The 26,922-nt window shown below is 55.3% G+C and carries 24 protein-coding genes and 1 other annotated feature; of the genes, 13 read left to right on the forward strand and 11 right to left on the reverse strand.

Features of this window, described 5'->3' with window-relative positions:
- The first annotated feature begins 6 nt into the window (after nucleotides 1-6).
- Nucleotides 7-3,099 (forward strand): beta-galactosidase, encoded by a 3,093-nt coding sequence (locus tag ECL_RS05950; protein WP_013095881.1) that lies wholly within the window; start codon nucleotides 7-9, stop codon nucleotides 3,097-3,099.
- A 33-nt stretch (nucleotides 3,100-3,132) separates the two neighbouring features.
- Here the strand turns inward: ECL_RS05950 and ECL_RS05955 are convergent, their stop codons facing one another.
- Nucleotides 3,133-3,936, reverse strand: a complete 804-nt coding sequence (locus ECL_RS05955; protein WP_013095882.1) for a nickel/cobalt efflux protein RcnA — start codon at nucleotides 3,934-3,936, stop codon at nucleotides 3,133-3,135.
- A 134-nt stretch (nucleotides 3,937-4,070) separates the two neighbouring features.
- Here ECL_RS05955 and ECL_RS05960 point away from each other — a divergent pair, with 134 nt between their 5' ends.
- Complete coding sequence (locus ECL_RS05960; protein ID WP_014830896.1) at nucleotides 4,071-4,346, forward strand: metal/formaldehyde-sensitive transcriptional repressor; 276 nt, start codon at nucleotides 4,071-4,073, stop codon at nucleotides 4,344-4,346.
- On the opposite strand, the gene ECL_RS05965 is transcribed toward ECL_RS05960, so the two are convergent.
- Nucleotides 4,327-5,904 (reverse strand): EAL domain-containing protein, encoded by a 1,578-nt coding sequence (locus ECL_RS05965; protein ID WP_013095884.1) that lies wholly within the window; start codon nucleotides 5,902-5,904, stop codon nucleotides 4,327-4,329. The two genes, ECL_RS05960 and ECL_RS05965, sit on opposite strands and share 20 nt — an antisense overlap.
- Before the next feature lie 231 nt (nucleotides 5,905-6,135).
- Between ECL_RS05965 and ECL_RS05970 the strand changes: the two genes are divergently transcribed.
- On the forward strand, nucleotides 6,136-6,396 hold the full coding sequence (locus ECL_RS05970; RefSeq protein WP_006176933.1) for a type B 50S ribosomal protein L31: 261 nt from the start codon (nucleotides 6,136-6,138) through the stop codon (nucleotides 6,394-6,396).
- 2 nt (nucleotides 6,397-6,398) lie between these two features.
- The gene (gene ykgO / locus ECL_RS05975) at nucleotides 6,399-6,539 is read left to right on the forward strand and encodes a type B 50S ribosomal protein L36 (protein WP_003859006.1); all 141 of its coding nucleotides are present in this window, start codon (nucleotides 6,399-6,401) and stop codon (nucleotides 6,537-6,539) included.
- Here ykgO and ECL_RS05980 read toward each other — a convergent pair.
- Nucleotides 6,536-7,246, reverse strand: coding sequence for a GNAT family N-acetyltransferase (locus ECL_RS05980; RefSeq protein ID WP_013095885.1), 711 nt, complete (start codon nucleotides 7,244-7,246; stop codon nucleotides 6,536-6,538). The genes ykgO and ECL_RS05980 overlap by 4 nt on opposite strands.
- A 101-nt stretch (nucleotides 7,247-7,347) precedes the next feature.
- Between ECL_RS05980 and pdxR the strand changes: the two genes are divergently transcribed.
- Nucleotides 7,348-8,808 carry a MocR-like pyridoxine biosynthesis transcription factor PdxR gene (gene pdxR / locus ECL_RS05985; RefSeq protein WP_013095886.1) on the forward strand — a complete coding sequence of 487 codons (1,461 nt, stop codon included), beginning with the start codon at nucleotides 7,348-7,350 and terminating at the stop codon, nucleotides 8,806-8,808.
- On the opposite strand, the gene ECL_RS05990 is transcribed toward pdxR, so the two are convergent.
- The 6 genes from ECL_RS05990 to acrA all read right to left on the reverse strand — a co-directional run bounded on the left by ECL_RS05990 (nucleotide 8,780) and on the right by acrA (nucleotide 15,619).
- Entirely contained in the window at nucleotides 8,780-9,247 is a 468-nt protein-coding gene (locus tag ECL_RS05990; protein WP_013095887.1) for a YlaC family protein, read from the reverse strand. The two genes, pdxR and ECL_RS05990, sit on opposite strands and share 29 nt — an antisense overlap.
- Nucleotides 9,248-9,362: 115 nt before the next feature.
- Entirely contained in the window at nucleotides 9,363-9,914 is a 552-nt protein-coding gene (maa, locus tag ECL_RS05995; RefSeq protein ID WP_013095888.1) for a maltose O-acetyltransferase, read from the reverse strand.
- A gap of 209 nt (nucleotides 9,915-10,123) precedes the next feature.
- Nucleotides 10,124-10,342, reverse strand: a complete 219-nt coding sequence (locus tag ECL_RS06000; protein WP_013095889.1) for an HHA domain-containing protein — start codon at nucleotides 10,340-10,342, stop codon at nucleotides 10,124-10,126.
- Nucleotides 10,343-10,369: 27 nt separating this feature from the next.
- Entirely contained in the window at nucleotides 10,370-10,744 is a 375-nt protein-coding gene (gene tomB / locus ECL_RS06005) for an Hha toxicity modulator TomB (protein ID WP_008499288.1), read from the reverse strand.
- A 512-nt stretch (nucleotides 10,745-11,256) separates the two neighbouring features.
- Complete coding sequence (gene acrB / locus ECL_RS06010) at nucleotides 11,257-14,403, reverse strand: multidrug efflux RND transporter permease subunit AcrB (protein WP_013095890.1); 3,147 nt, start codon at nucleotides 14,401-14,403, stop codon at nucleotides 11,257-11,259.
- Nucleotides 14,404-14,425: 22 nt separating this feature from the next.
- A complete protein-coding gene (acrA, locus tag ECL_RS06015; protein ID WP_013095891.1) occupies nucleotides 14,426-15,619 on the reverse strand; it encodes a multidrug efflux RND transporter periplasmic adaptor subunit AcrA in 1,194 nt (397 codons plus the stop codon).
- 141 nt (nucleotides 15,620-15,760) lie between these two features.
- Here acrA and acrR point away from each other — a divergent pair, with 141 nt between their 5' ends.
- Nucleotides 15,761-16,414 (forward strand): multidrug efflux transporter transcriptional repressor AcrR, encoded by a 654-nt coding sequence (gene acrR / locus ECL_RS06020; protein ID WP_013095892.1) that lies wholly within the window; start codon nucleotides 15,761-15,763, stop codon nucleotides 16,412-16,414.
- A 113-nt stretch (nucleotides 16,415-16,527) separates the two neighbouring features.
- On the forward strand, nucleotides 16,528-19,875 hold the full coding sequence (gene mscK, locus ECL_RS06025; protein WP_013095893.1) for a mechanosensitive channel MscK: 3,348 nt from the start codon (nucleotides 16,528-16,530) through the stop codon (nucleotides 19,873-19,875).
- A gap of 1 nt (nucleotide 19,876) precedes the next feature.
- Here the strand turns inward: mscK and rsmS are convergent, their stop codons facing one another.
- The gene (gene rsmS, locus ECL_RS06030) at nucleotides 19,877-20,068 is read right to left on the reverse strand and encodes a pleiotropic regulatory protein RsmS (protein WP_013095894.1); all 192 of its coding nucleotides are present in this window, start codon (nucleotides 20,066-20,068) and stop codon (nucleotides 19,877-19,879) included.
- A gap of 12 nt (nucleotides 20,069-20,080) precedes the next feature.
- Nucleotides 20,081-20,608, reverse strand: a complete 528-nt coding sequence (gene priC / locus ECL_RS06035; RefSeq protein WP_013095895.1) for a primosomal replication protein N'' — start codon at nucleotides 20,606-20,608, stop codon at nucleotides 20,081-20,083.
- A gap of 50 nt (nucleotides 20,609-20,658) precedes the next feature.
- Between priC and ECL_RS06040 the strand changes: the two genes are divergently transcribed.
- The 6 genes from ECL_RS06040 to htpG all read left to right on the forward strand — a co-directional run bounded on the left by ECL_RS06040 (nucleotide 20,659) and on the right by htpG (nucleotide 26,729).
- Nucleotides 20,659-21,036, forward strand: coding sequence for a DUF454 family protein (locus ECL_RS06040; RefSeq protein WP_013095896.1), 378 nt, complete (start codon nucleotides 20,659-20,661; stop codon nucleotides 21,034-21,036).
- 151 nt (nucleotides 21,037-21,187) lie between these two features.
- Nucleotides 21,188-21,739, forward strand: coding sequence for an adenine phosphoribosyltransferase (gene apt / locus ECL_RS06045; RefSeq protein WP_000127359.1), 552 nt, complete (start codon nucleotides 21,188-21,190; stop codon nucleotides 21,737-21,739).
- 88 nt (nucleotides 21,740-21,827) lie between these two features.
- Nucleotides 21,828-23,753, forward strand: coding sequence for a DNA polymerase III subunit gamma/tau (gene dnaX, locus ECL_RS06050; protein WP_044158848.1), 1,926 nt, complete (start codon nucleotides 21,828-21,830; stop codon nucleotides 23,751-23,753).
- Nucleotides 23,083-23,147 (forward strand) — a sequence feature (DnaX frameshifting element). It overlaps the preceding gene by 65 nt.
- A 53-nt stretch (nucleotides 23,754-23,806) precedes the next feature.
- Nucleotides 23,807-24,139 (forward strand): YbaB/EbfC family nucleoid-associated protein, encoded by a 333-nt coding sequence (locus ECL_RS06055; protein WP_003858972.1) that lies wholly within the window; start codon nucleotides 23,807-23,809, stop codon nucleotides 24,137-24,139.
- Complete coding sequence (recR, locus tag ECL_RS06060) at nucleotides 24,139-24,744, forward strand: recombination mediator RecR (protein WP_013095898.1); 606 nt, start codon at nucleotides 24,139-24,141, stop codon at nucleotides 24,742-24,744. The genes ECL_RS06055 and recR overlap by 1 nt, the downstream gene beginning before the upstream one ends.
- Before the next feature lie 110 nt (nucleotides 24,745-24,854).
- On the forward strand, nucleotides 24,855-26,729 hold the full coding sequence (htpG, locus tag ECL_RS06065; RefSeq protein WP_013095899.1) for a molecular chaperone HtpG: 1,875 nt from the start codon (nucleotides 24,855-24,857) through the stop codon (nucleotides 26,727-26,729).
- Nucleotides 26,730-26,922: the final 193 nt, after the last annotated feature.

Below are 26,922 nucleotides of genomic sequence, written 5' to 3' on the forward strand. Positions count from 1 at the left end.
GATAATATGTCCAATACTGTCTCGCTGACTCTCAGCGCACTTCTGGCCCGTCGGGACTGGGAAAATCCCGGCGTCACCCAGTGGAACCGGCTGGCGGCGCATGCGCCATTTCATAGCTGGCGTAATGAACACGCCGCCAGAGAGGACGCGGCATCCATCAGCCGACGTTCCCTGAATGGGGAGTGGCGATTTAGCTTCTTTTCTGCACCTGAGCAGGTTCCGCAGGCATGGACAGGCGAAGATTGCCCGGATGCCGTTGCGATGCCGGTGCCGTCAAACTGGCAGATGCAGGGGGTTGATACACCTGTTTACACCAACGTCACCTATCCCATTCCCGTCAATCCGCCCTTTGTTCCGGCAGAGAATCCGATCGGTTGTTACTCGCTCACATTTGAAGTGGAGGACGCGTGGCTCGAGGGCGGGCAAACCCGCATTATCTTTGATGGCGTGAACTCGGCGTTTCATCTCTGGTGCAACGGTCAGTGGGTGGGGTATTCCCAGGACAGCCGTCTGCCGGCCGAATTCGATCTTTCGGGCGTGTTGCGTGCTGGCCAGAACCGCCTGGCCGTGATGGTTTTGCGCTGGTGCGACGGAAGCTATCTGGAAGATCAGGACATGTGGCGCATGAGCGGGATTTTCCGCGATGTGTCGCTGCTGCATAAGCCGGAGACGTACATCGCGGATTATCAGGTGGTTACCGACCTCAATGCGGAGCTGGATCGCTCCGTGCTTAAGGTGGATGTCTCCCTGGCGGGCGCTCACTTTGCGGAGTGCGAGGTGGCAATAACGCTCTGGCGCAACGGTGAACGCTGTGCCAGCGCCACCCGGCGGCCAGGCTCGGCCATTGTGGATGAACGTGGCAACTGGGCCGAGCGGTTGACGGTGGCGATCCCGGTTGCGTCACCCGCCTTATGGAGTGCTGAGACCCCAGCGCTTTATCGGCTGACGATCGCGCTGCTGGACCCGCAGGGTGAGGTGCTGGAGATTGAAGCCTGTGATGTGGGCTTCCGCCGCGTTGAAATCAGCAATGGCCTGCTGAAGCTCAACGGCAAGCCACTGCTGATCCGCGGGGTCAACCGGCATGAACATCACCCGGAAAACGGCCAGGTGATGGACGAAGCGACGATGCGTCGCGATATCGAAATCATGAAGCAGCACAACTTCAACGCCGTGCGCTGCTCGCACTACCCAAACCATCCTCTGTGGTACCGGCTTTGCGATCGCTACGGCCTCTATGTGGTTGACGAGGCCAATATCGAAACCCACGGCATGGTGCCGATGAGTCGTCTCGCTGACGATCCCCGCTGGCTGCCCGCCATGAGCGAGCGCGTGACCCGCATGGTGCAACGCGATCGTAATCATCCGTCCATTATCATCTGGTCGCTGGGCAATGAGTCTGGTCACGGTGCAAACCACGACGCGCTGTATCGCTGGCTAAAAACCGCCGATCCGACGCGCCCGGTTCAATATGAAGGCGGTGGAGCGAACACGGCGGCGACCGATATCATTTGTCCGATGTATGCCCGTGTTGATCAGGACCAGCCGTTCCCGGCGGTGCCTAAATGGTCCATTAAAAAATGGATCGGGTTGCCGGATGAAACCCGACCGCTGATCCTCTGCGAATACGCCCACGCAATGGGCAACAGCTTTGGCGGCTTCGCCAGATACTGGCAGGCGTTTCGTAGCCATCCACGTCTGCAGGGAGGATTTGTCTGGGACTGGGTCGACCAGGCGCTGACGAAGAAAGATGAAAATGGCACCCCGTTCTGGGCCTACGGCGGCGATTTTGGTGATACACCCAATGACCGACAGTTCTGCCTTAACGGGCTGGTGTTCCCCGATCGCACGCCGCACCCGGCACTGTATGAGGCTCAGCGCGCGCAGCAGTTCTTTACCTTTACGCGGGTAAGCACTTCTCCGCTGGTGGTGGACGTGCAAAGCGATTACCTGTTCCGTCATACGGATAACGAGCTGCTCAGATGGTCGGTGACCCGTGACGGAACGGTGCTGGCTAAGGGGGAGGTTACGCTCTCCATCGCGCCTCAGGAGACTCAGCGTCTGGACATCTCGCTGCCCGCGCTGACGGCGGAGCCGGGCGAGGTCTGGCTGAATGTAGAGGTGTACCAGCTGAAGGCAACGCCGTGGTCACCGGAAAACCATCGCTGCGCGTGGGATCAATGGCCACTCCCGGCACCGTTGTTTATCGCCCCGCCCGCACCGGTGGGTGTGCCGCCGGTACTGACGCAAACCGATGAGATGCTGACCCTGACGCACCAGCAGCAGCGATGGATAGTTGACCGTACCTCAGGACACCTGACGCAGTGGCTGAACAATGGCGTTGAAACGCTGCTCTCGCCGCTGACGGATAACTTTACCCGCGCGCCGCTGGACAATGATATCGGGGTCAGCGAGGCCACGCGTATCGATCCAAATGCATGGGTGGAGCGCTGGAAGGCGGCGGGGATGTACGACATTACCCCGCGGTTGCTGCGTTGTGAAGGAGAGCAGCATGCCCGCGAGGCGGTAGTCACGACGCTGCATGCCTGGGAACATCTCGGCAAAGCGCTGTTCCTGAGCCGTAAAGTCTGGCGGGTGGACGATCAGGGTGTGCTGCACGGTGAGGTTGAGGTAGAGGTTGCGTCTGATATTCCGGAGCCTGCGCGTATTGGCCTGAGCATGCATCTTGCCCGGCCGCCGGAAGCCGTTCACTGGCTGGGGCTGGGGCCGCATGAAAACTACCCGGACAGAAAGCTGGCAGCACAGCAGGGGCGCTGGACGTTGCCGCTGCAGGCAATGCATACGCCGTACATCTTCCCGACGGAAAACGGCTTGCGGTGCGATACCCGTGAACTGGTGCTGGGGACGCATCAGTTGAACGGGCAGTTCCATTTCTCTGTGAGCCGCTACAGCCAGCAACAGCTGCGTGAGACAACCCATCACCATCTGCTGCGTGACGAGCCGGGGTATTGGCTCAATCTTGATGCGTTCCATATGGGCGTGGGTGGAGATGACTCCTGGAGCCCCAGCGTCTCGCCGGAATTCATCCTGCAAAATTGTCAGCTTCGCTATCGCTTTAGCTGGCGTCAGAACCTCAACTGACCTTCGGTGGCGGCCACGCGTTGGCCGCCTGGTTCAGGCCAGGATACCGCCTAACCCGTGCAGGATCATGTAACCCCCCACCAGGATAATCAGTGCCGCAGAGAACCACGGTGCTTTGCGTGAAAACTCGCTGAACCCCGGCCAGCGTTTTGTGGCATGTTTAAGGCTTAACGCGGCAATCGCGCCCGATGCCACCAGCGTTAACGCCAGACCAATACTGAAGCTAAATACCAGCGTGGCGCCCAGGGCAAAGTGCTTGAGCTGCAGGCAGATCAGCAGGACGGTGATTGACGCCGGGCAGGGGATCAACCCGCCGGTCAGCCCAAACATCGCAATTTGCCCGGTGGTGACGTTTTGTCCGTTAAAACGACGATTGATATCCTGCGCATGGGCGCGCTGGTGGACGTCTTGCCACTCCTCTGCAACCAGTTGATGTTCATGGTGGTGATGATCATGATGGTGGTCATGGTCATGGTGGTGATGATGATCGTGCGGCTGATTCTCCTTCCAGGTACGCCACGCCATCCACAGCGCGATCAAAACGATCAATACCCCAGAGATAAGCTGGAACCAGGGTTCAGAGGTTTGCGCATCCCAGCCGCGACCAAACCATAATCCCGCCATGGCAATGATCCAGACCACCGCGGTATGGGAAAGCGTGGCCGCCAGCCCCAACAATACCGCCTGTTTCAGCGTGCCGCGGATCGCCACAATAAAGGCCGCCATCATTGTTTTAGAGTGGCCCGGCTCAAGACCATGCAGGGCACCGAGCAGGATCGCGCTGGGAATGAATAGCCATGCGTTGCCCTGTTGCAGAAGAGAAGCAAAATCGTTCATTACAAAATCCGCACTGGAAAAGGTGCGCAGATAGTACTCCCCCCCAGTAGTTGAATACTACCCCCCAGTAGAAAAATACTCAGGGGGAGTAGGGCGTGTTATGCTTTACCCGCCAGAAGAAGAAGGATGCAGAGATGTCACATACGGTTCGTCACAAGAAGATGTTATTGACTCGCCTGAAGAAAATTCAGGGACAGAGCACCGCGCTGGAAAAAATGCTCAGTAACGACGAGCATGAGTGTGCCGAGGTATTACAGCAGCTGGCCGCGATCCGCGGTGCGGTGAATGGCATGATGCTGCAGGTGATCGAAGGCCATTTAACCGATCACGTCGTCAAAGAGCCTGAGGAAGATCAGCGTGAGGCCGATCTTGGCGTGGTTTTACAGGTGATCAAATCTTATCTGAAGTAGAAGGGGCGTTAAGGTTATTTTCTGCCCATGCCATAAATTCCGCTTTTGGCAGCGCCTTACTGTAGTACCAGCCTTGCCCGTATTGCACGCCGTGACGGTGCAGCCAGGCGAGCTGCCCTGCGGTTTCCACGCCCTCAGCAACCATCGCCAGCTTCAGTGATTTCGCCATTCCTATAATGTGTGGCGTTACGTTTTTGTACTCCAGCGCATCCACGAACGACTTATCAATTTTCAGCGTGTCGACGTCCAGATCCTGCAGATAGCTCAGGCTGGAATAGCCCGTGCCAAAATCATCGATGTAAATGGCGTGGCCCGAACGGCGAAAAGCGGCGATGGCCGGTGCGCTGATTTTGGGATCGGCAAAGCCGCGTTCGGTTAATTCAAGCGCTATCTGTTCCGGGCGGACTTGCCATTTATTGAGTAGCTGGCTCAGAAGCGGCGGCAGCTTGCCGGAGGTTAAATCTGCAGGCGCGAGGTTGACGGAGATATGCTGATCGGCATGGAGATGCAGCCAGTTGCCCATATCCTCGAACACTTTTTCGATCACCAGATGCGTGAGGCGCGAGATAAGCCCCGTTTGTTCCGCCAGCGGGACGAAACTGTCAGACGACAGGCTACTCCCGTCAGGCTGAGGCCAGCGCGTTAGCGCCTCTGCGCCCACTATTTTCCCGCTACAGAGCGCCACAATAGGCTGGTAATAAACCTCGAATTCGCGGTTATTGATGGCATCAAGCAGGCGGTTACGCGGTGACTGGATGCGACGCAATATCCGCAGAACAAACAGGGCGGCAAGCAGGCTTATCAGCATGCCAAACGGCAGCCAGAAAAGGAGCTGCCGGTGCCAGGTTTCCGCCAGCGGTTTTAGTGCAGCCCATGCAACAACGTTTATTCCCAACTCCGGTACGGGCTTCATGACGTACATTGCACCGTTGTACTCAACACTGACCATCTCCTGATCTTTAATCATGTTGCGGATGTGCGGATCCAGTTTACTGCTGCTGGAGAACACGAGATGCGTTGCGTTCGCTACCAGGGCGGCATCGATAGAAATATCGGCGAAGGGGATCACATCCACCAGCGAGGCGGGATCGACCAGTACAAGATAATGTCCTTGCCCCAGCACGGCCATGTTGCGGTTGAAACCGAGTTCGTTTGGCCTCGTAAGCCACGCGCTATAGCCATCTTCCGTAATGCGCATGGGCGGCGGGAACGCGGTCGCTTTGCTGACCTGTTCCAGCGACGAGCACAGTGGTTTAAGGTTATCGGTGTAGATCACTTCCTGAACATAGAGCCACGAGAAGGCGATCCGGCGCATTTCCCGTAAATGCAAATGGCTACACGGAGGGCCTTTAAAGGTCTGCAGCTGCGTGAGTGCTTCCTTGGCCTGCCCAACAACCCTGTCCGTACGCAACAGCACGCGTGAGGCATAGCTGTCCAGCGCATCGACAAATTTTTCTTCCGCCTGGCGATGCGCCAGCCAGATACTGAGGCAAATCGGTATCAGCACAGAAAAGATCAGTATGCCAGTCACCAGGCTGACCAGATGTCGGGTTTTCATGCTGCCGTGTCCTTCCTCATATGCCCACTCCAGGGCACTGAGACGCTTGCCAGAGGAGAAAGTTTTTACCGCGAAATGATATAGTTATAGCACGTGAGCGTCATGGTTTTCGTTCCGCAGCAGCGAAATCAAAAAATATCGTCGGAAATGTGATGCACTCTCGGGGGTTGTTTTTACCGCACAGCCTGGATATTATTTTGTTATGTTATAACAAAACATGAGTGATTCACGATGAAACCCAATATCCATCCAGCCTATCGCACCGTGGTGTTTCACGACACCAGCGCCAATGAATACTTTAAAGTTGGTTCAACCATCAAGACTGACCGCGAAATTGAACTCGACGGTGAAACCTATCCTTACATCACCATCGAGGTCTCTTCAAAATCGCATCCGTTTTATACCGGCAAACAGAAAACCTTCTCGACGGATGGCAGCGCGGCGCGCTTCCGTAAACGTTTTGGCGGCTTTCTTAATGCGAAGCGGGGGTGATCATGCAGGTACTTAACTCGTTGCGGAGTGCGAAACAGCGTCACCCGGATTGCCAGATAGTCAAACGTAAGGGACGCCTGTATGTGATTTGCAAATCAAACCCGCGCTTTAAAGCGGTGCAGGGACGTAAAAAAAGACGCTAGACGCCCGTTTCACGCCAGCTTTCCAGGGATCTCTTCTGTTTGCCATCGGCTGTAAAATTGTCGGTGGCAAGCCAGCTTTCAAAGGCGCTCGCCAGCGCAGGCCACTCTTTGTCGATAATCGAAAACCAGTCCGTATCCCGGTTATGGCCTTTGGTGACCAGCGCCTGGCGAAAACGCCCCTCAAACAAAAAGCCCAGACGCAGCGCAGCCTTGCGGGAAGGCTCGTTCAGGCTGTTGCACTTCCACTCATAACGCCGGTAGCCCAGGGTATCGAACACGTATTGCATCAGCAGAAACTGCGCTTCGGTAGACATTGGCGTGCGGCTCAACAGCGGGGAAAAATGAACGTGTCCCACCTCCACAACGCCATTTTTGGGGTCGATACGCATCAGGGCCAGGGTTCCCACCGGGGAGCGGGTCTGATTATCGAAGACGGTAAAGTGTATCGGGTCTGATAATTCACTCACGCTTGCCACCCATGCGGCAAATTCACCTGCCGTGGCATCGGGTTCACGCAGAAGCCATGTCCAGCTTCGGGTATCTTCGGCGAGTGAATAAGCGGCAAACAGCGCACCGGCATGCTCCACCTGCAGCGGCTCAAGCCAGCAGTAGCGGCCCTGAAGGACCACCCGGGAAGGGTGCTGACGGGGCTGCCAGTCGATTAGCGCTTCGCCCACCGGCTGCCCAAACTGATTGAAAGTATTCATCTTCATCTCCGTGACGTTGTAAAGAGTTCCAGACTAGTGAAGAAGTGGTTCCTTAAAAAGGACCAACAGGCTATGTTTTGGTGGTACCACGAGGAGGGGCGATGAATATTCCTGGCGATGAACTGTATACTTTGCTGAATACGGCGCTGAAAAACCGCGGACAAGAGACGCTGCAGCGCACGCTTTATCTTTCATTGCGGGAGTACATATTGTCCGGCAGGTTACAGTCCGGTAGCCGCCTGTCTGGTTCCAGGACGCTGGCCGGGCACCTCTCCCTTTCCCGAAACACCGTTAATGCGGCACTGGAACAGCTCACGCTCGAAGGGTATCTGTTGTGTAGCCGCCAGGGAACGCGGGTGGCACCGCTGGCGGCCCGTCAGCTCGCGCAGGATTTACCGGCGCCCGCGGTTGCGCTTGCCGGGCGGGTTAGCGCACTGCCTGCCCCTGTACCGCGTAGCACGCCGGTTCTGGCCTTTACGCCGGGGACACCGGCCATCAACTATTTTCCCTTGCCGCTCTGGCGGCGCCTGTACGATCGCGTGTTGCGGGAGGAGGGAAGTACCCTGTTGGGCTACGGCGATCCCGCCGGGGAACCTGCTTTGCGGGCGGCCATTGCCCGCCACCTTGCGCTTTCCCGCGGGATTGACTGCGACGCCAGCCAGATTGTGATCACCGAAGGCGCACTGGAAGGTGTGAACCTCTGCACCCTGCTATTGAGTGAGCCGGGCGATGTTGCCTGGGTGGAAGATCCCGGCTATGCCGGCGCAAAAAGCGCCTTTGTGAAAGCGGGTTTAGCCATAACGGGAATACCGGTTGATGGAGAGGGCATGTGCTGGGAAGGAACAGATGCGCCGTCCCCTTCGCTTATTTTTACTTCACCTTCACATCAGTTTCCGTACGGAAGTGTCCTCAGCGCGCGGCGGCGTCTGGCGTTACTGGATGTGGCGCGACAACATAACGCCTGGATTATCGAGGATGATTACGACAGCGAGTTTCGTTATAGCGGTGAGCCGGTACCGGCGATGCTGGGAATGATTAACCATGCGCCCGTTGTTTATCTGGGAACATTCAGCAAAACGTTATTCCCGTCGCTCAGAATGGGGTTTATGGTTTTCCCCCCGGCGCTGGCGAAAGCGGCACGCCCGGCCATCGGTTCGTTATTGCGCGGCGGGCATCGCGCCGAGCAGCGTACCCTGGCGCTGTTCATTGAAGAGGGCCACTATGCGCGCCATTTGGCAGCCATGCGTCGTCTCTATCGTAAACGCTACCGACAGCTGCGTGAGGCTCTGAATGCGGAGCTTCATGTACCACACCGGGTTCTGGCGGGGGAAGGGGGCATGCATCTGACGGTGGCGATTGACGGAATCGACGACAGGCAACTGGTGGAACAGGCCAGGGCGTATCAGCTGGCTCCAGCGGCATTGAGCGGGTATTACCTTGATACAAAACAGGGGCAGAGCGGTCTGGTATTAGGCTACGGGAACACATCGGCTTCACTGTATGCGTCGGCTATCCGACGCATACAGATACTGATCACGCAACAGCAGGGCGGGAAAGGGTAAAGACATCATAGAAAGAGAGCTGGCCTTTGGTTGAGACCATTTTTTGCAGTTTCTCTTTTTGTTCGGTTTCTACCGCAGGGGAGTGCAGAATGCTGTCGATCAGCTCCGGCGGGACAAAACGGGTGTTGTACCACTCGCCGTTGTAGCAGACCCGGAAATCGAGCACGTCGATATCTTCATAACGATAGCGCGGATGCACGTCAAAAAAGAAAAACGCGTTAAATACCACAAACAGCACCACAAGCAGCCAGACGGAGTCCACCAGCGTTTCGGATTTCAGCATGACAATCAGCGTTGCCAGCCAGGCGGCATACATTGCGACAAACAGGCCTGGATGTTTGCGAATAAAGCTAATGCTAAAGCGCGGGCGATTATCGCGCTTTTCGCGGATGTTGAGATCGTCGATGGTGGCGGTAAGCAGGCGCTGTATTTCGGTCATTTTTTGCCTTCATGATTGTTGAATACAGGGGATCTGCCTATTTTAGGGGAGCCATTTGACTGAAAAAAGTAACAGTTACGCGCTGAAAGACCATAACAGTTGACTCCCCACACCTTCACAGCATTTTGATAATTTTCGCCGGATTACCCCCGACGACGGCATTGGCCGGGACATCTTTTGTCACCACAGCGCCGGAGGCGATCACCACATTATCCCCCACCGTGACGCCCGGGTTAATCACTGCCCGTCCGCCGATCCAGACATTATTGCCAATGCGCACGGGTTTACCGTATTCCACTCCGCTGTTGCGTTCTTCGGCATCCAGCGGGTGGGTGGCCGTATAAATATGCACGCCAGGCGCGAGCATACAGTTATCACCAATATGAATAGGGCAGACATCGAGCATCACGCAGTCGAAGTTAGCGTAAAATTCTTTGCCCAGGAAAATGTTATAGCCATAGTCACAACGGAAAGCTGGCTCAATATAAGCCCCTTCACTTTGCCCCAGCAGTTCCGCCAGAATCTTCTGGCGTTCTGTTTTCTCATCGGGGGCTGAGTGGTTATAGCGGTGAACCAGATGGCGGGCACGCAGTCGGTCGGCCCGTAATGTTTCATCGCCAGGACGGTAATGTTCACCCGCAATCATTTTCTGTTTTTCTACGCTCATAGGATGCCTCTCTGGGTTCGATTACCGCAGGGTAATCGGGATAAGCCAGGAAGGGAACGTTCCCGAAAGGCGCGTGTGACTAAAGTCACAACATTGTTGCTAATGATCACGTTTTACACGGAGACCTGGCTTTAACACCGGGATCGTAATTCGAAAGGTATAAACAACTAAGAGAGTGGCGTAGAACCTCTACAGACACACTGCAACAACTAACGGACAAATTTCCACACGGAAGGAGGGATTTTGTCATACAGTTTATTCATGGTCAGCTCGGCAAGGCGATGGTCAGCGGCTGAATAAAATACGGTCAGTTCATTATCAGAAAGCTCGTATTTATTTTTTTCAATCACGCGTTCGAGTGTGTCAATTGACTGACAACGTCGTAAGCGCATCAAATAATCGGTTTTTGTGAGTGGTTTATCAGACATAAATTCACCTTAGTCATTGTAATAATTTTAACAGGAAAGGCTAACCGGGTTAGCTCTGCTCACGTTGACGAAACAGCGGAATAGCCGGTTTCCAGATTTACGCCATTTCTGCAAATCCTGCGCGTTAATGCCGTAGCTGCTGAACAACATAAAGGTGTCATCCAGGTATTCGTCAATTTGCTCAATCAGTTTATTATCTTCATTGTACTTAATTTTATAATTAAGTGCGAAGGTCGCGATATGCTCTATCAACTCATTCAATTGCAAATTGATGGCCGATGTTGGATCGTTCACCCAGCCATGATTACTTTCATCAAGATTGGCAAGGCAGTCATGGTACAAGGATTCGCAGAGAAATTTCAACTGCGCGATATCATGCCTTTTTGGCGAGTACTCGTCCATAGCGCATCCCCTTCTGAGTGATTTCTTACTCACCGAACATCATTGTCGGGATGGATACAACCTACTTAGCTCTACGGGTGCTGTGCTCCTGTTCACTCTAACTATAAGCCACTCTGATCAGGATTTCACCGCGCTATTACGAAAAATTACAATTAAAATCAGAGTCTGCGAGCGTTTACGCAATAGTACATCCTAAGATGAACACTTTTATCCAAATTAACGCTGGTTTTTTTTCGCTTCCTTACGTTTCATTGATTTAGCGTAAACACGCGGAAAAAGTCCGGATTCAGAATTTTCTTTGTATGGACTTGTTATTAGGAATATTCCTAATAAGTTAAGCGGCGAAATGGAATTAAAACAATCCTGAGTTCGCCCATTAAGTTTTCTGCTAATTATGATATGCCTTTTAAACATGGCATAAAATAAATAAAACGACAATAAGCGTATTTTATGATTTTTTTCAGAAATGAAAAAGGCCGCTAATGCGGCCTTTTTATCATGTGAAACCGGTATCAGTGAGGTTCTACCGAATGACTGTGTTCAATATCTTCATTCTTCCGGCTGAAGCGGCGGCGAACCACCACAAAGAACACCGGTACGAAGAAGATAGCCAGTACGGTCGCGGTGATCATACCGCCCATTACCCCGGTACCTACCGCGTTCTGTGCGCCGGAACCCGCACCAGAGCTGATAACCAGCGGCAGTACCCCGAGGATAAATGCCAGTGAGGTCATCAGAATAGGACGCAGACGCATACGAACAGCTTCAAGCGTGGCTTCGATCAGGCCTTTACCTTCTTTCTCCATCAGATCTTTGGCGAATTCGACGATAAGTATCGCGTTCTTCGCCGACAAGCCAATGGTTGTCAGCAGGCCTACCTGGAAGTACACGTCGTTGGTCAGCCCACGGAACGTTGCGGCCAGCAGCGCACCGATAACCCCCAATGGCACCACCAGCATAACGGAGAACGGAATTGACCAGCTCTCATACAGTGCCGCCAGACACAGGAACACCACAATCAGTGAAATGGCGTACAGGGCAGGGGCCTGGTTACCGGACAGACGTTCCTGATAGGACATACCGGTCCAGTCATAGCCAATACCCGCAGGCAGCTTGCTGGCTAACTCTTCCATCAGGTTCATGGCTTCACCGGTGCTTCGACCCGGCGCGGCCTGACCCAGAATTTCCATGGATGGCAGCCCGTTATAACGTTCCAGACGCGGTGAACCGTATTCCCAGCGCGACGTCGAGAAGGCTGAGAACGGCACCATCTGGCCATCGCTGCCGCGAACGTACCAGTTGTTGATATCGTTCGGCAACATACGGTATTGCGCTTCAGACATCACGTACACTTTCTTCACACGACCGCGGTCGATGAAGTCGTTAACGTAGCTACCGCCCCAGGCTGCGCCCAGTGTGGTATTGATGTCGCTGATGGATACACCCAGCGCCTGTGCTTTCTCCTGGTCGATGTCGATCTTGTACTGCGGCGTATCTTCCAGGCCGTTAGGACGCACGCCGACCAGCAGGTCAGGGTGTTTAGCCACTTCGCCAAACAGCTGGTTACGCGCCTGAGTCAGTTTCTCGTGGCCCAGACCGCCCTGGTCAATCAGCTGGAAGTCGAAACCGGTCGCCGTACCCAGTTCAACGATCGCTGGCAGGTTAAAGGCGAAGACCATCGCATCTTTAATCTGCGAGAAGGTGCCCATTGCACGGCCGGTGATCGCCTCAACCTTGTTCTCTTCGCCCGGACGTTCAGACCAGTCTTTCAGTGAAACGAAGGCGATACCGGTGTTCTGGCCACGACCCGCAAAGCCAAAGCCGTTAACCGCAAACACGGATTCAACGTTCGCTTTTTCTTTGGTGAGGTAGTAATCCGTCACTTCATCCAGCACTTTCTGGGTACGTTCTTGCGATGCACCCGCCGGAAGCTGCGCCATCGTCAGGAATACGCCCTGGTCTTCATCTGGCAGGAACGAGCTTGGCAGACGAACGAACAGATAGGCCATGCCCACCACGATGATGATATAGAGCAGCAGATAACGACCGGTGCTGCGCAGAATGTTCCCTACGCTGTCGGTATAGTGGTGCGTACTCTTATCAAACATGCGGTTAAACCAGCCGAAGAACCCTTTGTGCTCGCCGTGACCGCCTTTCTGAATCGGTTTCAGCATGGTTGCACACAGCGCAGGCGTCAGGATCAACGCCACCAGCACCGACAGCGCCATCGCAGAAACGATAGTGATGGAGAACTGACGGTAAATCGCACCGGTAGAGCCCCCGAAGAAGGCCATCGGAATAAATACGGCGGACAGCACCATCGCGATACCGACCAGCGCGCCCTGGATCTGGCCCATGGATTTACGGGTTGCTTCCTTCGGCGGCAGACCTTCTTCCGCCATGACGCGCTCGACGTTTTCTACCACCACGATGGCGTCATCCACCAGCAAGCCGATGGCGAGCACCATCCCGAACATCGTCAGGGTGTTTATCGAGTAGCCAAATATTGCCAGTATGGCGAAGGTTCCGAGCAAGACGACCGGTACGGCGATGGTTGGAATCAACGTCGCGCGGAAGTTCTGCAGGAACAGATACATCACGAGGAAGACCAGGATAATCGCTTCTACCAGGGTTTTAACCACTTCGTGAATCGAAATTTTAACGAATGGCGTGGTGTCATACGGATAAACGATCTTCAGACCTGACGGGAAGAACGGTTCCATCTTCTTCAGTTCTGCACGGATAGCCGTTGCGGTGTCCAGGGCGTTAGCACCGGTCGCCAGTTTGATACCCAGACCAGAAGCCGGTTTGCCGTTAAACTTCGCAATGATGTCGTAGTTTTCGCCACCCAGCTCCACTTTTGCCACGTCACGCAGGCGAACCTGCGAACCGTCCTGATTCACTTTCAGCAGAATTTTGCTGAATTCATCGGCGGAGGTCAGACGGGTTTGCGCGATGATGGACGCGTTAAGCTGCTGGCCTTTCACCGGCGGCGTACCGCCTAACTGACCGGCTGCAACCTGGGCGTTCTGTGCTTTAATGGCGTTGATGACGTCAACCGGCGTCAGCTGGAAGTTGTTCAGTTTGTTCGGGTCCATCCAGATACGCATCGCGTACTGGGAACCAAACAGCTGAACGTCACCCACACCTGAAGTACGGCTGATGGCGTCCTTCATGTTGGCGCCCACGTAGTCGGAAATATCCTCCTGCGTCATGGTGCCGTTGGTGTTGATAACGCCAACAACCATCAGGAAGCTACTGGACGATTTCTCGACGCTCACACCCTGCTGTTGTACTTCCTGCGGCAGCAGCGGCATCGCCAGCTGCAGTTTGTTCTGTACCTGAACCTGCGCGATGTCAGCATCAGTACCAGACTCGAAGGTCAGGGTGATCTGAACCGTACCGGTGGAGTCACTGTTTGAGGACATGTACATCAGGTTATCGATACCGTTCATGTTCTGTTCGATAACCTGCGTAACGGTATCCTGCACCGTTTTCGCATCCGCCCCCGGGTAGGTTGCGGAGATCGTCACCGCCGGTGGCGCAATGGTCGGATATTGCGCAACAGGCAGCTTCAGGATCGCAAGTCCCCCGGCCAGCATGATAATAATGGCGATCACCCATGCGAATATGGGGCGATCGATAAAGAAATTAGGCATGTCTTAACGGCTCCTGTTTAAGTTAAGACTTGGTTTGTTCTGACTGGCCAGCGGCCGAAGCTTGTTGTTTATCGTCAGACTTCACTTCCTGTGCTTTAACCTGCGCGCCAGGACGAACTTTTTGCAAACCAGTAACAATCACGCGATCGCCATCTTTCAGACCGTCCGTCACCAGCCATTTATCGCCAATCGCCTGCGTAGCAGTGATATTGCGCATTTCGACTTTGTCACCAGCGCCAACAACCAGTGCGCTCGCATCGCCGCGTGGCGTACGGGTCACACCCTGCTGTGGAACCAGAAGTGCGGTTGGGTTAGTGCCTTCTTCCAGACGTGCGCGAACGAACATACCTGGCAACAGGGTGTGGTCAGGGTTCGGGAAGATCGCACGTAAGGTGATGGAACCGGTGGTCTGGTCGACCGTTACATCAGAGAATTCCAGCGTACCCGCCTGTGGATATTTGATGCCGTCGTTAGTGACCAGCTCCACTTTGGCTTTACCGTTCTCCTGCTTCAGGGTGCCGTTTGCCAGCTCTTGTTTCAGTCGCAGGAAATCGTTGCTGGACTGCGTCACGTCAACGTAGATCGGATCAAGCTGCTGCACGGTTGCCATCGCTGTGGCCTGACCGTTTTGTACCAGCGCCCCTTCCGTCACGGAGGATTTACCAATACGACCGCTGATAGGGGAGGTCACTTTGGTATAGGCCAGGTTGATGCGCGCGGTTTCGACAGCTGCTTTTGCTGCCACAACGGCCGCGTTAGCCTGCTGTGCATCCGCCAGGGCTGTGTCGTAGTCCTGTTGGCTGATGTACTGCGTACCGAGCAGTTTTTTGTAACGATTCAACGTCAGCTGAGAGATTTTGGCCGCCGCTTCCGCTTTCGCCAGGTCGCCTTTCGCGCTTTCATACGACGCCTGATACGTTGCGGGATCAATCTGATAAAGAGACTCACCGGCTTGCACATCGCCGCCTTCGGTAAAGTTACGTTTCAGGATAATGCCGCTCACCTGAGGACGAACTTCTGCAATGCGATAAGCACTTGTGCGGCCAGGCAATTCGGTGGTGATCTGAAGAGGTTCGGATTTGAGCGTCACAACGCCAACTTCTGGCATCTGCTGCGCTCCTTGTTGAGCCTGTTTGTCGTCACATCCTGTAAGCGTTAAGCTGCCTGAGAGCATCAGAACGACCGCCAGAGGCGTTAACCCTCTGTTTTTGTTCATATGTAAACCTCGAGTGTCCGATTTCAAATTGATCAATGGTCCTGAGTCCAAAAACCCATTGCTGCGTTTATATTATCGTCATGCTATGGTACATACATTCACAAATGTATGTAAATCTGACGCCTGTAAATTCACCCACTTATGGCACGAAAAACCAAACAACAAGCGCTTGAAACCCGACAACACATTCTGGATGTGGCAATCCGCTTATTTTCTCAGCAAGGTGTTTCGTCAACCTCGCTGGCACAGATTGCTCAGGCCGCTGGCGTTACGCGGGGAGCGATTTACTGGCATTTTAAAGACAAGTCAGATCTGTTCAGTGAAATCTGGGAGCTTTCAGAGTCCAGCATTAGCGATCTCGAGAGTGAGTATCGGGCAAAATTCCCTGACGATCCACTCTCAGTATTAAGAGAAATATTAGTATATATCCTTGAAGCGACGGTAGTTGAAGAGCGCCGTCGGTTAATGATGGAAATTATTTTCCATAAATGTGAGTTTGTGGGAGAGATGGCTGTTGTGCAGCAGGCGCAACGCAGCCTTAGCCTGGAAAGCTATGACCGCATTGAACAGAACCTGAACCAGTGCATGCAGGCTAAACTGTTACCGGCCAATCTCCTGACCCGCCGGGCGGCTATTCTGATGCGCAGCTACATTTCGGGCCTGATGGAAAACTGGCTTTTCGCCCCGCAATCCTTTGACTTAAAAGCGGAAGCCCGCAGCTACGTGGCGATTTTACTGGAAATGCTACAGCTCTGCCCGACGCTGCGCAGCGACGCGCCTTCGCTCACTGCCTGAGCCATTTCCAGGATTTATCTCAGAGGCTCACGTTCGCGCTATTCTGCTTCAGGCGAGCGTGATATTCTGCACGCCGGACTATTTTCGGTCATCTTCTGACATCACTCACGACTATGCTGCACACCAATCGCTCGCAACATCCTGTTCTTGCACTACTCTTCGCGACGCTGTTTTTCTTCGCAACGGCACCGCTTTCCTGGGCCCGCGCCGATAACGGCAATGACATTCCATCACGTGCTGATGTTCAGTCGCAGCTCGACGCCCTGAATAAACAAAAAGATCTCACGCCGCAGGACAAACTCGTTCAGCAGGATCTGACGGAAACGCTGGAATCACTGGATAAAATCGATCGCGTTAAAGCGGAAACTACCCAGCTTCGTCAGAAGGTGGCGCAGGCGCCTGAAAACATGCGTAAAGCAACGGATTCGCTAAATGCCCTGAGCGACGTAGATAACGACGACGAAACGCGCAAAACGCTGGCAACACTGTCGCTGCGTCAGCTGGAGTCACGCGTCGCACAACTGCTCGACGACCTGCAAACCGCACAGTCGGATCTCGCCACCTACAACAGTCAGCTTGTCTCTTTGCAGACTCAGCCCGAGCGCGTACAAAACGCAATGTACGCCGCGTCTCAGCAGCTGCAGCAAATCCGCAATCGCCTGAACGGCACCACGGTGGGTGAAGGCACGCTGCGCCCGACGCAGCAAACGCTGCTGCTGGTTCAGCAGTCGTTACTGAATGCGCAAATTGAACAGCAGCGTAAAAGCCTGGAAGGGAATACGGTGCTGCAGGACACGCTACAAAAACAGCGTGATTACGTGACCGCCAACATTAACCGTCTGGAACATCAGCTTCAGCTGTTGCAGGAGGCGGTGAACAGCAAGCGCCTGACGCTGACGGAAAAAACCGCCCAGGAGGCGGTATCGCCGGACGAAACCGCCCGCATCCAGGCCAATCCGCTGGTGAAGCAGGAGCTCGATGCGAACCATCAGCTGAGCGAGCGCCTGATTCAGGCGACCGAAAACGGTAACTCGCTGGTTCAACAGAACATTAAAGTTAAAAACTGGCTGGACCGCGCGCTCCAGGCGGAACGTAACATCAAAGAGCAAATTGCGGTGCTGAAAGGCAGCCTTCTGCTGTCACGCATTCTTTACCAGCAACAGCAGACGCTGCCCTCTGCCGACGAGCTGGAGAACATGACCAACCGCATTGCGGATTTACGTCTGGAACAGTTTGACGTCAACCAGCAGCGCGATGCCCTTTTCCAGAGCGATACCTTTGTCGCCAAAATAGAAGAGGGCCACTCCAGTGAAGTGAACCCGGAAGTTCACGACGCACTGTTGCTGGTGGTGGATATGCGCCGCGAGCTGCTTGACCAGCTCAATAAACAGCTGGGTAACCAGCTGATGATGGCGATTAACCTGCAGATCAACCAGCAGCAGCTGGTGAGCGTTTCTAAAAGTCTGCAGGAGATTTTAACCCAGCAGATTTTCTGGGTTAACAGCAACAAGCCGATGGACTGGGACTGGGTTAAATCCTTCCCCGAAACGCTGAAAACGCAGATTAAAAGCATGAAAATCACCGGGAACTGGGAGAAAGCCTGGCCCGCGGTGATGATTGCCTTCCTGGCGGGATTACCGCTGCTGCTGATTGCGGGCGTGATCCGCTGGCGTCTGGGATGGCTGAAGAACTATCAGGCGAAGCTGGCCTCAGAAGTGGGGCAATTGCGAAATGACAGCCAGCTGCATACGCCAAAAGCGATTCTGATCGATCTCATTCGCGCGCTGCCGGTGTGCCTGATCATCCTGGCGGTTGGCCTGATCCTGCTTACCATGCAGCTCAACGTCAGCGATTTGCTGTGGGCTTTCAGTAAAAAGCTGGCCCTGTTCTGGCTGGTGTTTGGTCTGTGCTGGAAGGTGCTGGAAAAAGACGGCGTGGCGGTGCGTCACTTCAATATGCCGCAGCAACTGACCAGCCACTGGCGTCGTCAGATTGTCCGCATCAGCCTGGCGCTCCTGCCGCTGCACTTCTGGTCGGTGGTTTCCGAGCTTTCTCCGCTGCATCTGATGGATGACGTTCTGGGTCAGCTGGTCATTCTGCTGAACCTGCTGTTGATTGCCATCCTGATGTGGCCGATGTGCCGCGATAGCTGGCGTGATAAAGAGTCCCACAATCTGCGCCTCGCCACCGTCACGGTGCTGGCAATCATTCCGCTGGCGCTGATGGTGCTCACGGCGACGGGCTACTTCTACACCACGCTGCGTCTGTCCGGCCGCTGGATAGAAACCGTCTATCTGGTGATTGTCTGGAACCTGCTCTACCAGACCGTGCTGCGCGGCCTGAGCGTGGCGGCTCGCCGTATCGCTTATCGCCGCGCCATTGCGCGTCGTCAGCATCAGGTGAAAGAGGGCGCCGAAGGCGCGGAGCCGCAGGAAGAGCCGACCATCGCGCTGGAGCAGGTTAACCAGCAGACGCTGCGTATCACCATGCTGGTGATGATTGCCCTGTTCGCGGTGATGTTCTGGGCCATCTGGTCTGATTTGATTACCGTCTTTGCCTATCTCGACAGTATCACCCTCTGGCAGTACAGCGGGACCGAAGCAGGCGCTGCGGTGATGAAGAGCGTCACCATGGGCAGTCTGCTATTTGCGGTGGTGTCGTCGATGGTGGCCTGGGCGCTGATTCGAAACCTGCCGGGTCTGCTGGAGGTGCTGGTGCTGTCGCGCCTGAACCTGCGTCAGGGGGCGTCCTATGCCATTACCACCATCCTCAACTACGTCATTATTATTGTCGGGGCGATGACGGTCTTCGGCTCGCTGGGCGTGTCATGGGACAAACTGCAGTGGCTGGCGGCAGCTCTCTCTGTGGGTCTCGGTTTTGGCCTGCAGGAGATTTTCGGTAACTTCGTTTCCGGCCTGATCATCCTGTTCGAACGTCCGGTGCGAATTGGCGATACGGTGACCATCGGGACCTTCTCCGGTACCGTCAGCAAGATCCGCATTCGTGCGACCACTATTACCGACTTCGATCGCAAAGAGGTGATCATCCCGAACAAAGCGTTCGTGACCGAGCGTCTGATCAACTGGTCGCTCTCTGATACGACGACGCGTGTGGTGATCCGCCTCGGCGTAGCCTACGGTTCGGATCTGGATAAGGTGAAAGAGGTATTGCTGAAGGCCGCAAAAGAGCATCCAAAGGTCATGCACGAGCCAGCGCCAGACGTCTTCTTCACCACCTTCGGGGCAAGCACGCTGGATCACGAGCTGCGTTTATACGTGCGTGAGCTTCGCGATCGCAGCTACACCGTGGATGAACTGAACCGCTCCATCGACCGTCTGTGCCGTGAAAACAATATCAATATTGCTTTCAACCAGCTTGAGGTTCACCTGCATAACGAGAAAGGTGACGAGCATACGGAAGTGAAGCGTGAGATTAAGGGTGACGATCCGACTCCCGCCTGAACTATTTTCCCTCTCCCTGTGGGAGAGGGTTAGGGTGAGGGTGAGGGCAACCGGCCTTCACCTTTCCCTCAAAATCCCGCCGCACAATCTCCAGTGCCTTCAGCACCGTCTCAGCCGGGATCTCATGATTCTCCAGCAGCATAATCAAATCGACGGCCAGTTTGACCTCATCGGGGGCATTTTCCAGCGACATGTGTGGCTCCTTTTAACAGGTCAGGCGTTCAATGACGCGTTCGATCTCATCCAGCGCCTGACGGCAGCGGACAAGACGTCCATCCAGCGCGTCGATTTCGCGCATCAATAACTGCTGCTCTTCCAGCGTTTCACTGTTGTTCAGACGTGCTTCCCGCTCGCGCTTCATCTCAAACAGACGGCGTTCAAACTCCTGGTGCTCCAGCCGTTTGCGCTGCCATTTACCGAGGCCGGGCGACGCGCTGTCCCACGTACGCAGGGGCCAGGCTGCGATCTCCCGGTGCAAGGCGGTGATCTGACTGGTGAGATGCTCCGCAAGCCAGGCCACCTGCTCATGTTTACCGTCATTCACGGCCTGTCGCAGTTCGTCGAGGTTGGTCTGCGCCTCATCAAGATAGTCTTTCATCAGCGTACTTCGCGTATGAAATAACAGCCGGTCAAAGCGCGGTTTGAGCGTCGCATGCTGCATCAACGGTGACGCCTGCGTGCGCAGGGCAACGAGCTGATTTTGCAGCGTCTCTAAAAGCAGGGCTATTTTCAAGGCGCGCTCCAGTGGTAAAGTAGCCGTTCAGTTTGATAACGATTCGCATTATGCAGCGTACTATTTTAATCATCATTGGCTGGCTGGCGGTAGTGTTAGGCACCCTGGGCGTGGTTTTGCCACTTTTGCCCACGACGCCGTTTATTCTGCTGGCAGCCTGGTGTTTTGCCCGCTCATCCCCGCGTTTTCATCACTGGCTGCTGTATCGCTCGTGGTTTGGCGGCTATCTGCGCCACTGGCAGAAACACCGGGCCATGCCGCCTGGCGCAAAGCCGCGTGCGATTGCAGTCATCCTCATCACCTTCGCCATTTCATTATGGCTGGTGAAAATGATGTGGGTGCGGATCCTGCTGCTGGTTATCCTGACCTGCCTGCTTATCTTCATGTGGCGGATCCCCGTGGTTGATGAAAAGCAACAAAAGCACTGAAGCCTTATAATGGCTGTTGCAATTATTGCGCGCAGCCAGTAAATTCGACCGTTTTCGAGCACAGGCGCGCCTGGTTAAAGGTTAAACAATTGTTACCTTTACCGCCTCTTTGCGCGCTGTGAGTAACACTGTTTCATTTAGGCACAAACCGATGACCGCAACTGCACAGCAGCTTGAATATCTGAAAAACAGCATCAAAAGCATCCAGGACTATCCAAAACCTGGCATTCTTTTCCGTGATGTCACCAGCTTGCTGGAAGACCCGAAAGCGTACGCGCTCAGCATTGAACTGCTGGTAGAGCGTTATAAAAACGCCGGGATCACCAAAGTAGTAGGTACCGAAGCCCGTGGCTTCCTGTTTGGCGCACCGGTGGCGCTGGCAATGGGCGTAGGTTTTGTGCCAGTGCGTAAGCCGCGCAAACTGCCGCGTGAAACCATCGCGGAGAGCTATGAGCTGGAATACGGCACCGATCAGCTGGAAATCCACGTTGATGCCATTAAGCCTGGCGACAAAGTGCTGGTGGTGGACGATCTGCTGGCAACCGGCGGCACTATCGAAGCGACCGTGAAGCTGATTCGTCGCCTGGGTGGTGAAGTGACCGACGCGGCCTTCATCATCAATCTGTTCGATCTGGGCGGCGAACAGCGCCTGGAAAAACAGGGTATTACCAGCTACAGCCTGGTGCCTTTCCCGGGTCATTAATCCCGTTTCTCACAACCTCGCTCAATGGGTGAGGTTGTGATAGCATTCCCCTCCATTAATTCACCTTCCAGCGTTGCAGAGCCTGCCCATGAGTTATCAGGTGTTAGCCCGTAAATGGCGACCACAAACCTTTGCCGACGTTGTCGGTCAGGAACATGTGCTGACGGCCCTGGCGAACGGCTTGTCGCTAGGTCGTATCCATCACGCCTATCTCTTCTCCGGTACCCGCGGCGTCGGTAAAACCTCTATTGCCCGTTTGCTGGCAAAAGGTCTGAACTGCGAAACCGGGATCACCGCCACGCCATGTGGCGTGTGTGACAACTGCCGTGAGATCGAGCAGGGGCGCTTTGTCGATCTGATCGAGATCGACGCCGCCTCGCGCACCAAAGTTGAAGATACCCGTGAACTGCTGGATAACGTGCAGTACGCCCCGGCGCGTGGCCGCTTCAAGGTCTATCTGATCGATGAAGTGCACATGCTGTCACGTCACAGCTTCAACGCCCTGCTGAAAACGCTGGAAGAGCCGCCTGCGCATGTGAAATTCCTGCTGGCGACCACCGATCCGCAAAAGCTGCCGGTGACGATTCTGTCGCGCTGTTTGCAGTTCCATCTGAAGGCGCTGGACGTTGAACAGATCCGCACTCAGCTGGAACACATTCTCGACGAAGAGAACATTGTCCACGAGCCGCGCGCCCTGCAACTGCTGGCCCGTGCAGCGGACGGCAGCCTGCGCGATGCGCTCAGCCTGACGGATCAAGCCATTGCCAGCGGTGACGGTAAACTGTCGACGGAGGCGGTCAGCACCATGCTCGGCACGCTGGATGACGACCAGGCGCTCTCCCTGATTGAAGCCACGATCGCCGCGAACGGTGAGCGCGTCATGTCGCTGGTGAATGCCGCTGCAGCCCGTGGCGTCGAGTGGGAAGCCCTACTGGTCGAGATGCTTAGCCTGCTGCACCGTGTAGCGATGCTTCAGCTCTCTCCGTCAGCGATGGGGGCGGATATGGCGGCCATTGAACAGCGGATGCGTGAACTTGCCCGTACCGTGCCGCCTGCTGATGTACAGCTTTACTACCAGACCTTGCTGATTGGCCGTAAAGAGCTGCCGTTTGCGCCGGATCCTAGAATGGGCGTTGAAATGACGCTGCTGCGTGCGCTGGCATTCCACCCGCGTATGCCGCTGCCAGAGCCTGAAGTGCCCCGGCAGTCATTCGCCCCGACCGCTCCAACGGCAGTGATGTCGCCGCAGCAGGTGCCAGCACAGCCGGCAGCGCCGCCGCAAAATGTACCGCTGTCGGATGCCACCAGTTCGGTGCTTGCCGCCCGCAGCCAGTTGCAGCGAGCGCAGGGAGCAACCAAACCAAAAAAGAGTGAACCGGCAGCGCCAGGAAGAGCGCGGCCGGTAAACAACGCCGCGCTTGAACGACTGGCCTCGGTAACGGAGCGCGTACAGGCGCGCCCGGCACCGTCCGCGCTCGAGCAAAAAGCCCCGGTGAAAGAAGAGGCTTACCGCTGGAAGTCGACGACCATCGTCGAAGAGGTGAAGAAAGAGGTTGCCACGCCAAAAGCGCTGAAGAAAGCGCTGGAGCATGAAAAAACACCGGAGCTTTCCGCGAAGCTCGCGGAAGAGTCTATCGCGCGTGACGCCTGGGCCGCGGAGGTCAGTAAACTGCATTTGCCTAAGCTGGTCGAGCAGGTCGCGCTGAATGCCTGGAAAGAGCAGGACGGTAATCAGGTGCGTCTGCATCTGCGTCCTGGTCAACGGCATCTGAACTCCCCCGGCGCACAAAAAGCGCTGGCGGAGGCGCTGGCCACATTGCAGGGTGCACCGGTTGAATTGACTATCATTGAAGATGATAATCCGGCGGTGCGAACGCCACTGGAGTGGCGCCAGGCCATTTATGAAGAGAAACTCGCGCAGGCGCGTGAGTCGATTATTGCGGATAACAACATCCAGACCCTGCGCCGGTTCTTCGACGCCGATCTGGATGAAGAGAGTATTCGCCCCATTTGATCGTGAGTCTGACTTACGGTTGTCATCGTTAAACGTGAAAGAGAGAGAAGCCTATGTTTGGTGGAAAAGGCGGTCTGGGTGGCCTGATGAAGCAGGCTCAGCAGATGCAGGAAAAAATGCAGAAAATGCAGGAAGAGATCGCTCAGCTGGAAGTCACGGGTGAATCCGGTGCCGGTCTGGTCAAGGTGACCATCAACGGTGCGCATAACTGCCGCCGCGTTGAAATCGATCCAAGCCTGCTCGAAGACGACAAAGAGATGCTGGAAGATCTGGTTGCAGCCGCGTTCAACGATGCCGCTCGCCGTATCGACGAAACCCAGAAAGAGAAAATGGCCTCTGTATCCAGCGGTATGCAACTGCCGCCGGGCTTCAAGATGCCGTTCTGATGCAAACCAGTCCGCTGCTCACGCAGTTAATGGAAGCGTTGCGCTGCCTGCCGGGCGTAGGCCCGAAGTCGGCGCAGCGTATGGCGTTTACGCTATTGCAGCGCGACCGCAGCGGCGGGATGCGCCTGGCGCAGGCTCTGACCCGCGCCATGTCAGAGATTGGTCACTGTGCGGATTGCCGTACTTTTACCGAGCAGGACGTCTGTAATATTTGCTCGAATCCGCGTCGTCAGGAGAACGGTCAGATTTGCGTGGTGGAGAGTCCGGCGGACATCTATGCCATCGAACAAACCGGGCAGTTTTCTGGCCGCTATTTCGTGCTGATGGGGCATCTCTCCCCGCTGGACGGTATTGGCCCGGATGATATCGGTCTTGATCGCCTTGAACAGCGTCTGGAGTCCGAGACCATCAAAGAGGTGATCCTCGCCACCAACCCCACGGTGGAAGGGGAGGCAACCGCCAACTACATCGCCGAGCTGTGCGCGCAGTACGGCGTTGACGCCAGCCGTATCGCTCACGGCGTGCCGGTTGGCGGCGAACTAGAGATGGTTGACGGCACCACGCTGTCGCACTCTCTGGCCGGACGTCATAAGATTATTTTCTGACCAAACGGAGGCGGCATTCGCAGCCTCCGCTTGAAAATTTCCCTGCTTATCCCCATCTCTCCCTCAACGTTTTACAACCCCATTAAATGGCATTGTTGAGGTCGACTTAGATGAAAGGACAAGAAACCCGTGGTTTCCAGTCAGAAGTAAAACAGCTTCTGCACCTGATGATCCATTCCCTGTATTCCAACAAAGAAATCTTCCTGCGTGAGCTGATTTCCAACGCCTCCGATGCGGCGGACAAGCTGCGTTTCCGCGCGCTGTCTAACCCGGATCTGTATGAAGGCGACGGCGAGCTGCGCGTGCGCGTCTCTTTCAATAAAGAGAACCGCACCCTGACCATCGCCGATAACGGCATCGGCATGAACCGTGACGAGGTGATCGACCACCTCGGGACTATCGCCAAATCCGGGACCAAAGCGTTCCTGGAATCAATGGGCTCTGACCAGGCGAAAGACAGCCAGCTGATCGGCCAGTTCGGTGTGGGCTTCTATTCGGCGTTTATCGTGGCGGACAAAGTGACCGTGCGTACACGTGCGGCGGGTGACAGCGCGGAAAACGGCGTGTTCTGGGAATCCAAAGGTGAAGGTGAATACACCGTTGATGACATCACCAAAGCGGATCGCGGCACCGAAATCACCCTGCACCTGCGTGAAGGCGAAGACGATTTCCTGAACGACTGGCGCGTGCGCTCCATCATCAGCAAATATTCCGACCACATTGCCCTGCCGGTTGAGATTGAAAAGCAGGAAGAGAAAGACGGTGAAACCGTGGTCTCCTGGGAGAAAATCAACAAGGCGCAGGCCCTGTGGACGCGCAATAAGGCTGAAATCAAGGACGACGAATACAACGAGTTCTACAAACACATCGTCCACGACTTTACCGATCCGCTGACCTGGAGCCATAACCGTGTGGAAGGTAAGCAGGAGTACACCAGCCTGCTGTATATCCCGTCGCAGGCACCGTGGGATATGTGGAACCGCGATCACAAGCACGGTCTGAAGCTTTACGTTCAGCGTGTCTTCATCATGGACGACGCCGAGCAGTTCATGCCGAACTACCTGCGCTTTGTCCGTGGCCTGATAGATTCCAACGATCTGCCGCTGAACGTCTCCCGTGAAATTCTGCAGGACAGCACCGTGACCCGCAACCTGCGTAACGCGCTGACCAAACGTACGCTGCAGATGCTGGAAAAACTGGCGAAAGACGACGCGGAAAAATACCAGACCTTCTGGAAGCAGTTTGGCCTGGTGCTGAAAGAAGGCCCGGCGGAAGACACCGCGAACGTAGAAGCGATCGCCAAACTGCTGCGCTTTGCCTCTACGCACACTGACTCCTCCGCGCAGAGCGTGTCGCTGGAAGAGTACGTTTCCCGCATGAAAGAAGGGCAGGAGAAGATCTACTACATCACCGCCGACAGCTACGCCGCGGCGAAGAGCAGCCCACACCTGGAGCTGCTGCGTAAGAAAGGCATCGAAGTGCTGCTGCTTTCTGACCGCATCGACGAGTGGATGATGAACTACCTGACCGAGTTCGACGGTAAGCCATTCCAGTCTGTTGCCAAAGCCGATGAATCCATCGACAAGCTGGCGGATGAAGTGGATGAAAGCGCGAAAGAAGCCGAGAAGGCGCTGGAGCCGTTCGTTGAGCGCGTGAAAACCCTGCTGGGCGATCGTGTGAAAGAGGTGCGCTTCACCCACCGTCTGACCGATACGCCGGCGATTGTGACTACCGATGCGGACGAAATGGGTACCCAGATGGCGAAACTGTTCGCCGCGGCAGGTCAGGCGATGCCAGAAGTGAAATATATCTTCGAGCTGAACCCGGATCACCCGCTGGTGAAACGCGCGGCGGATACCCAGGACGAAACCCGCTTCGCTGAGTGGGTTGAACTGCTGCTGGATCAGTCTCTGCTGGCCGAGCGCGGCACGCTGGAAGATCCTAACCTCTTCATTAAACGTGTGAATGCGCTGCTGCTGGCGTAATTGACCACGCCTCCCCTGGTCTTCTCCCTCTCCCCGTGGGAGAGGGCCGGGGTGAGGGCACCAGACCGCACTCCCCCAAATAATCTCCCCCCATTAACCGTTTCAGCCCTCCCGCCTTCCTTGAGCCGCATCCGTTCTGGTGGTATTGTTTAGCGCTTTTGAAAAATTGAATCGACTTTTGAGGGGATTTTCG

Source organism: Enterobacter cloacae subsp. cloacae ATCC 13047 (genome assembly GCF_000025565.1).
Classification (GTDB): Bacteria; Pseudomonadota; Gammaproteobacteria; order Enterobacterales; family Enterobacteriaceae; genus Enterobacter; species Enterobacter cloacae.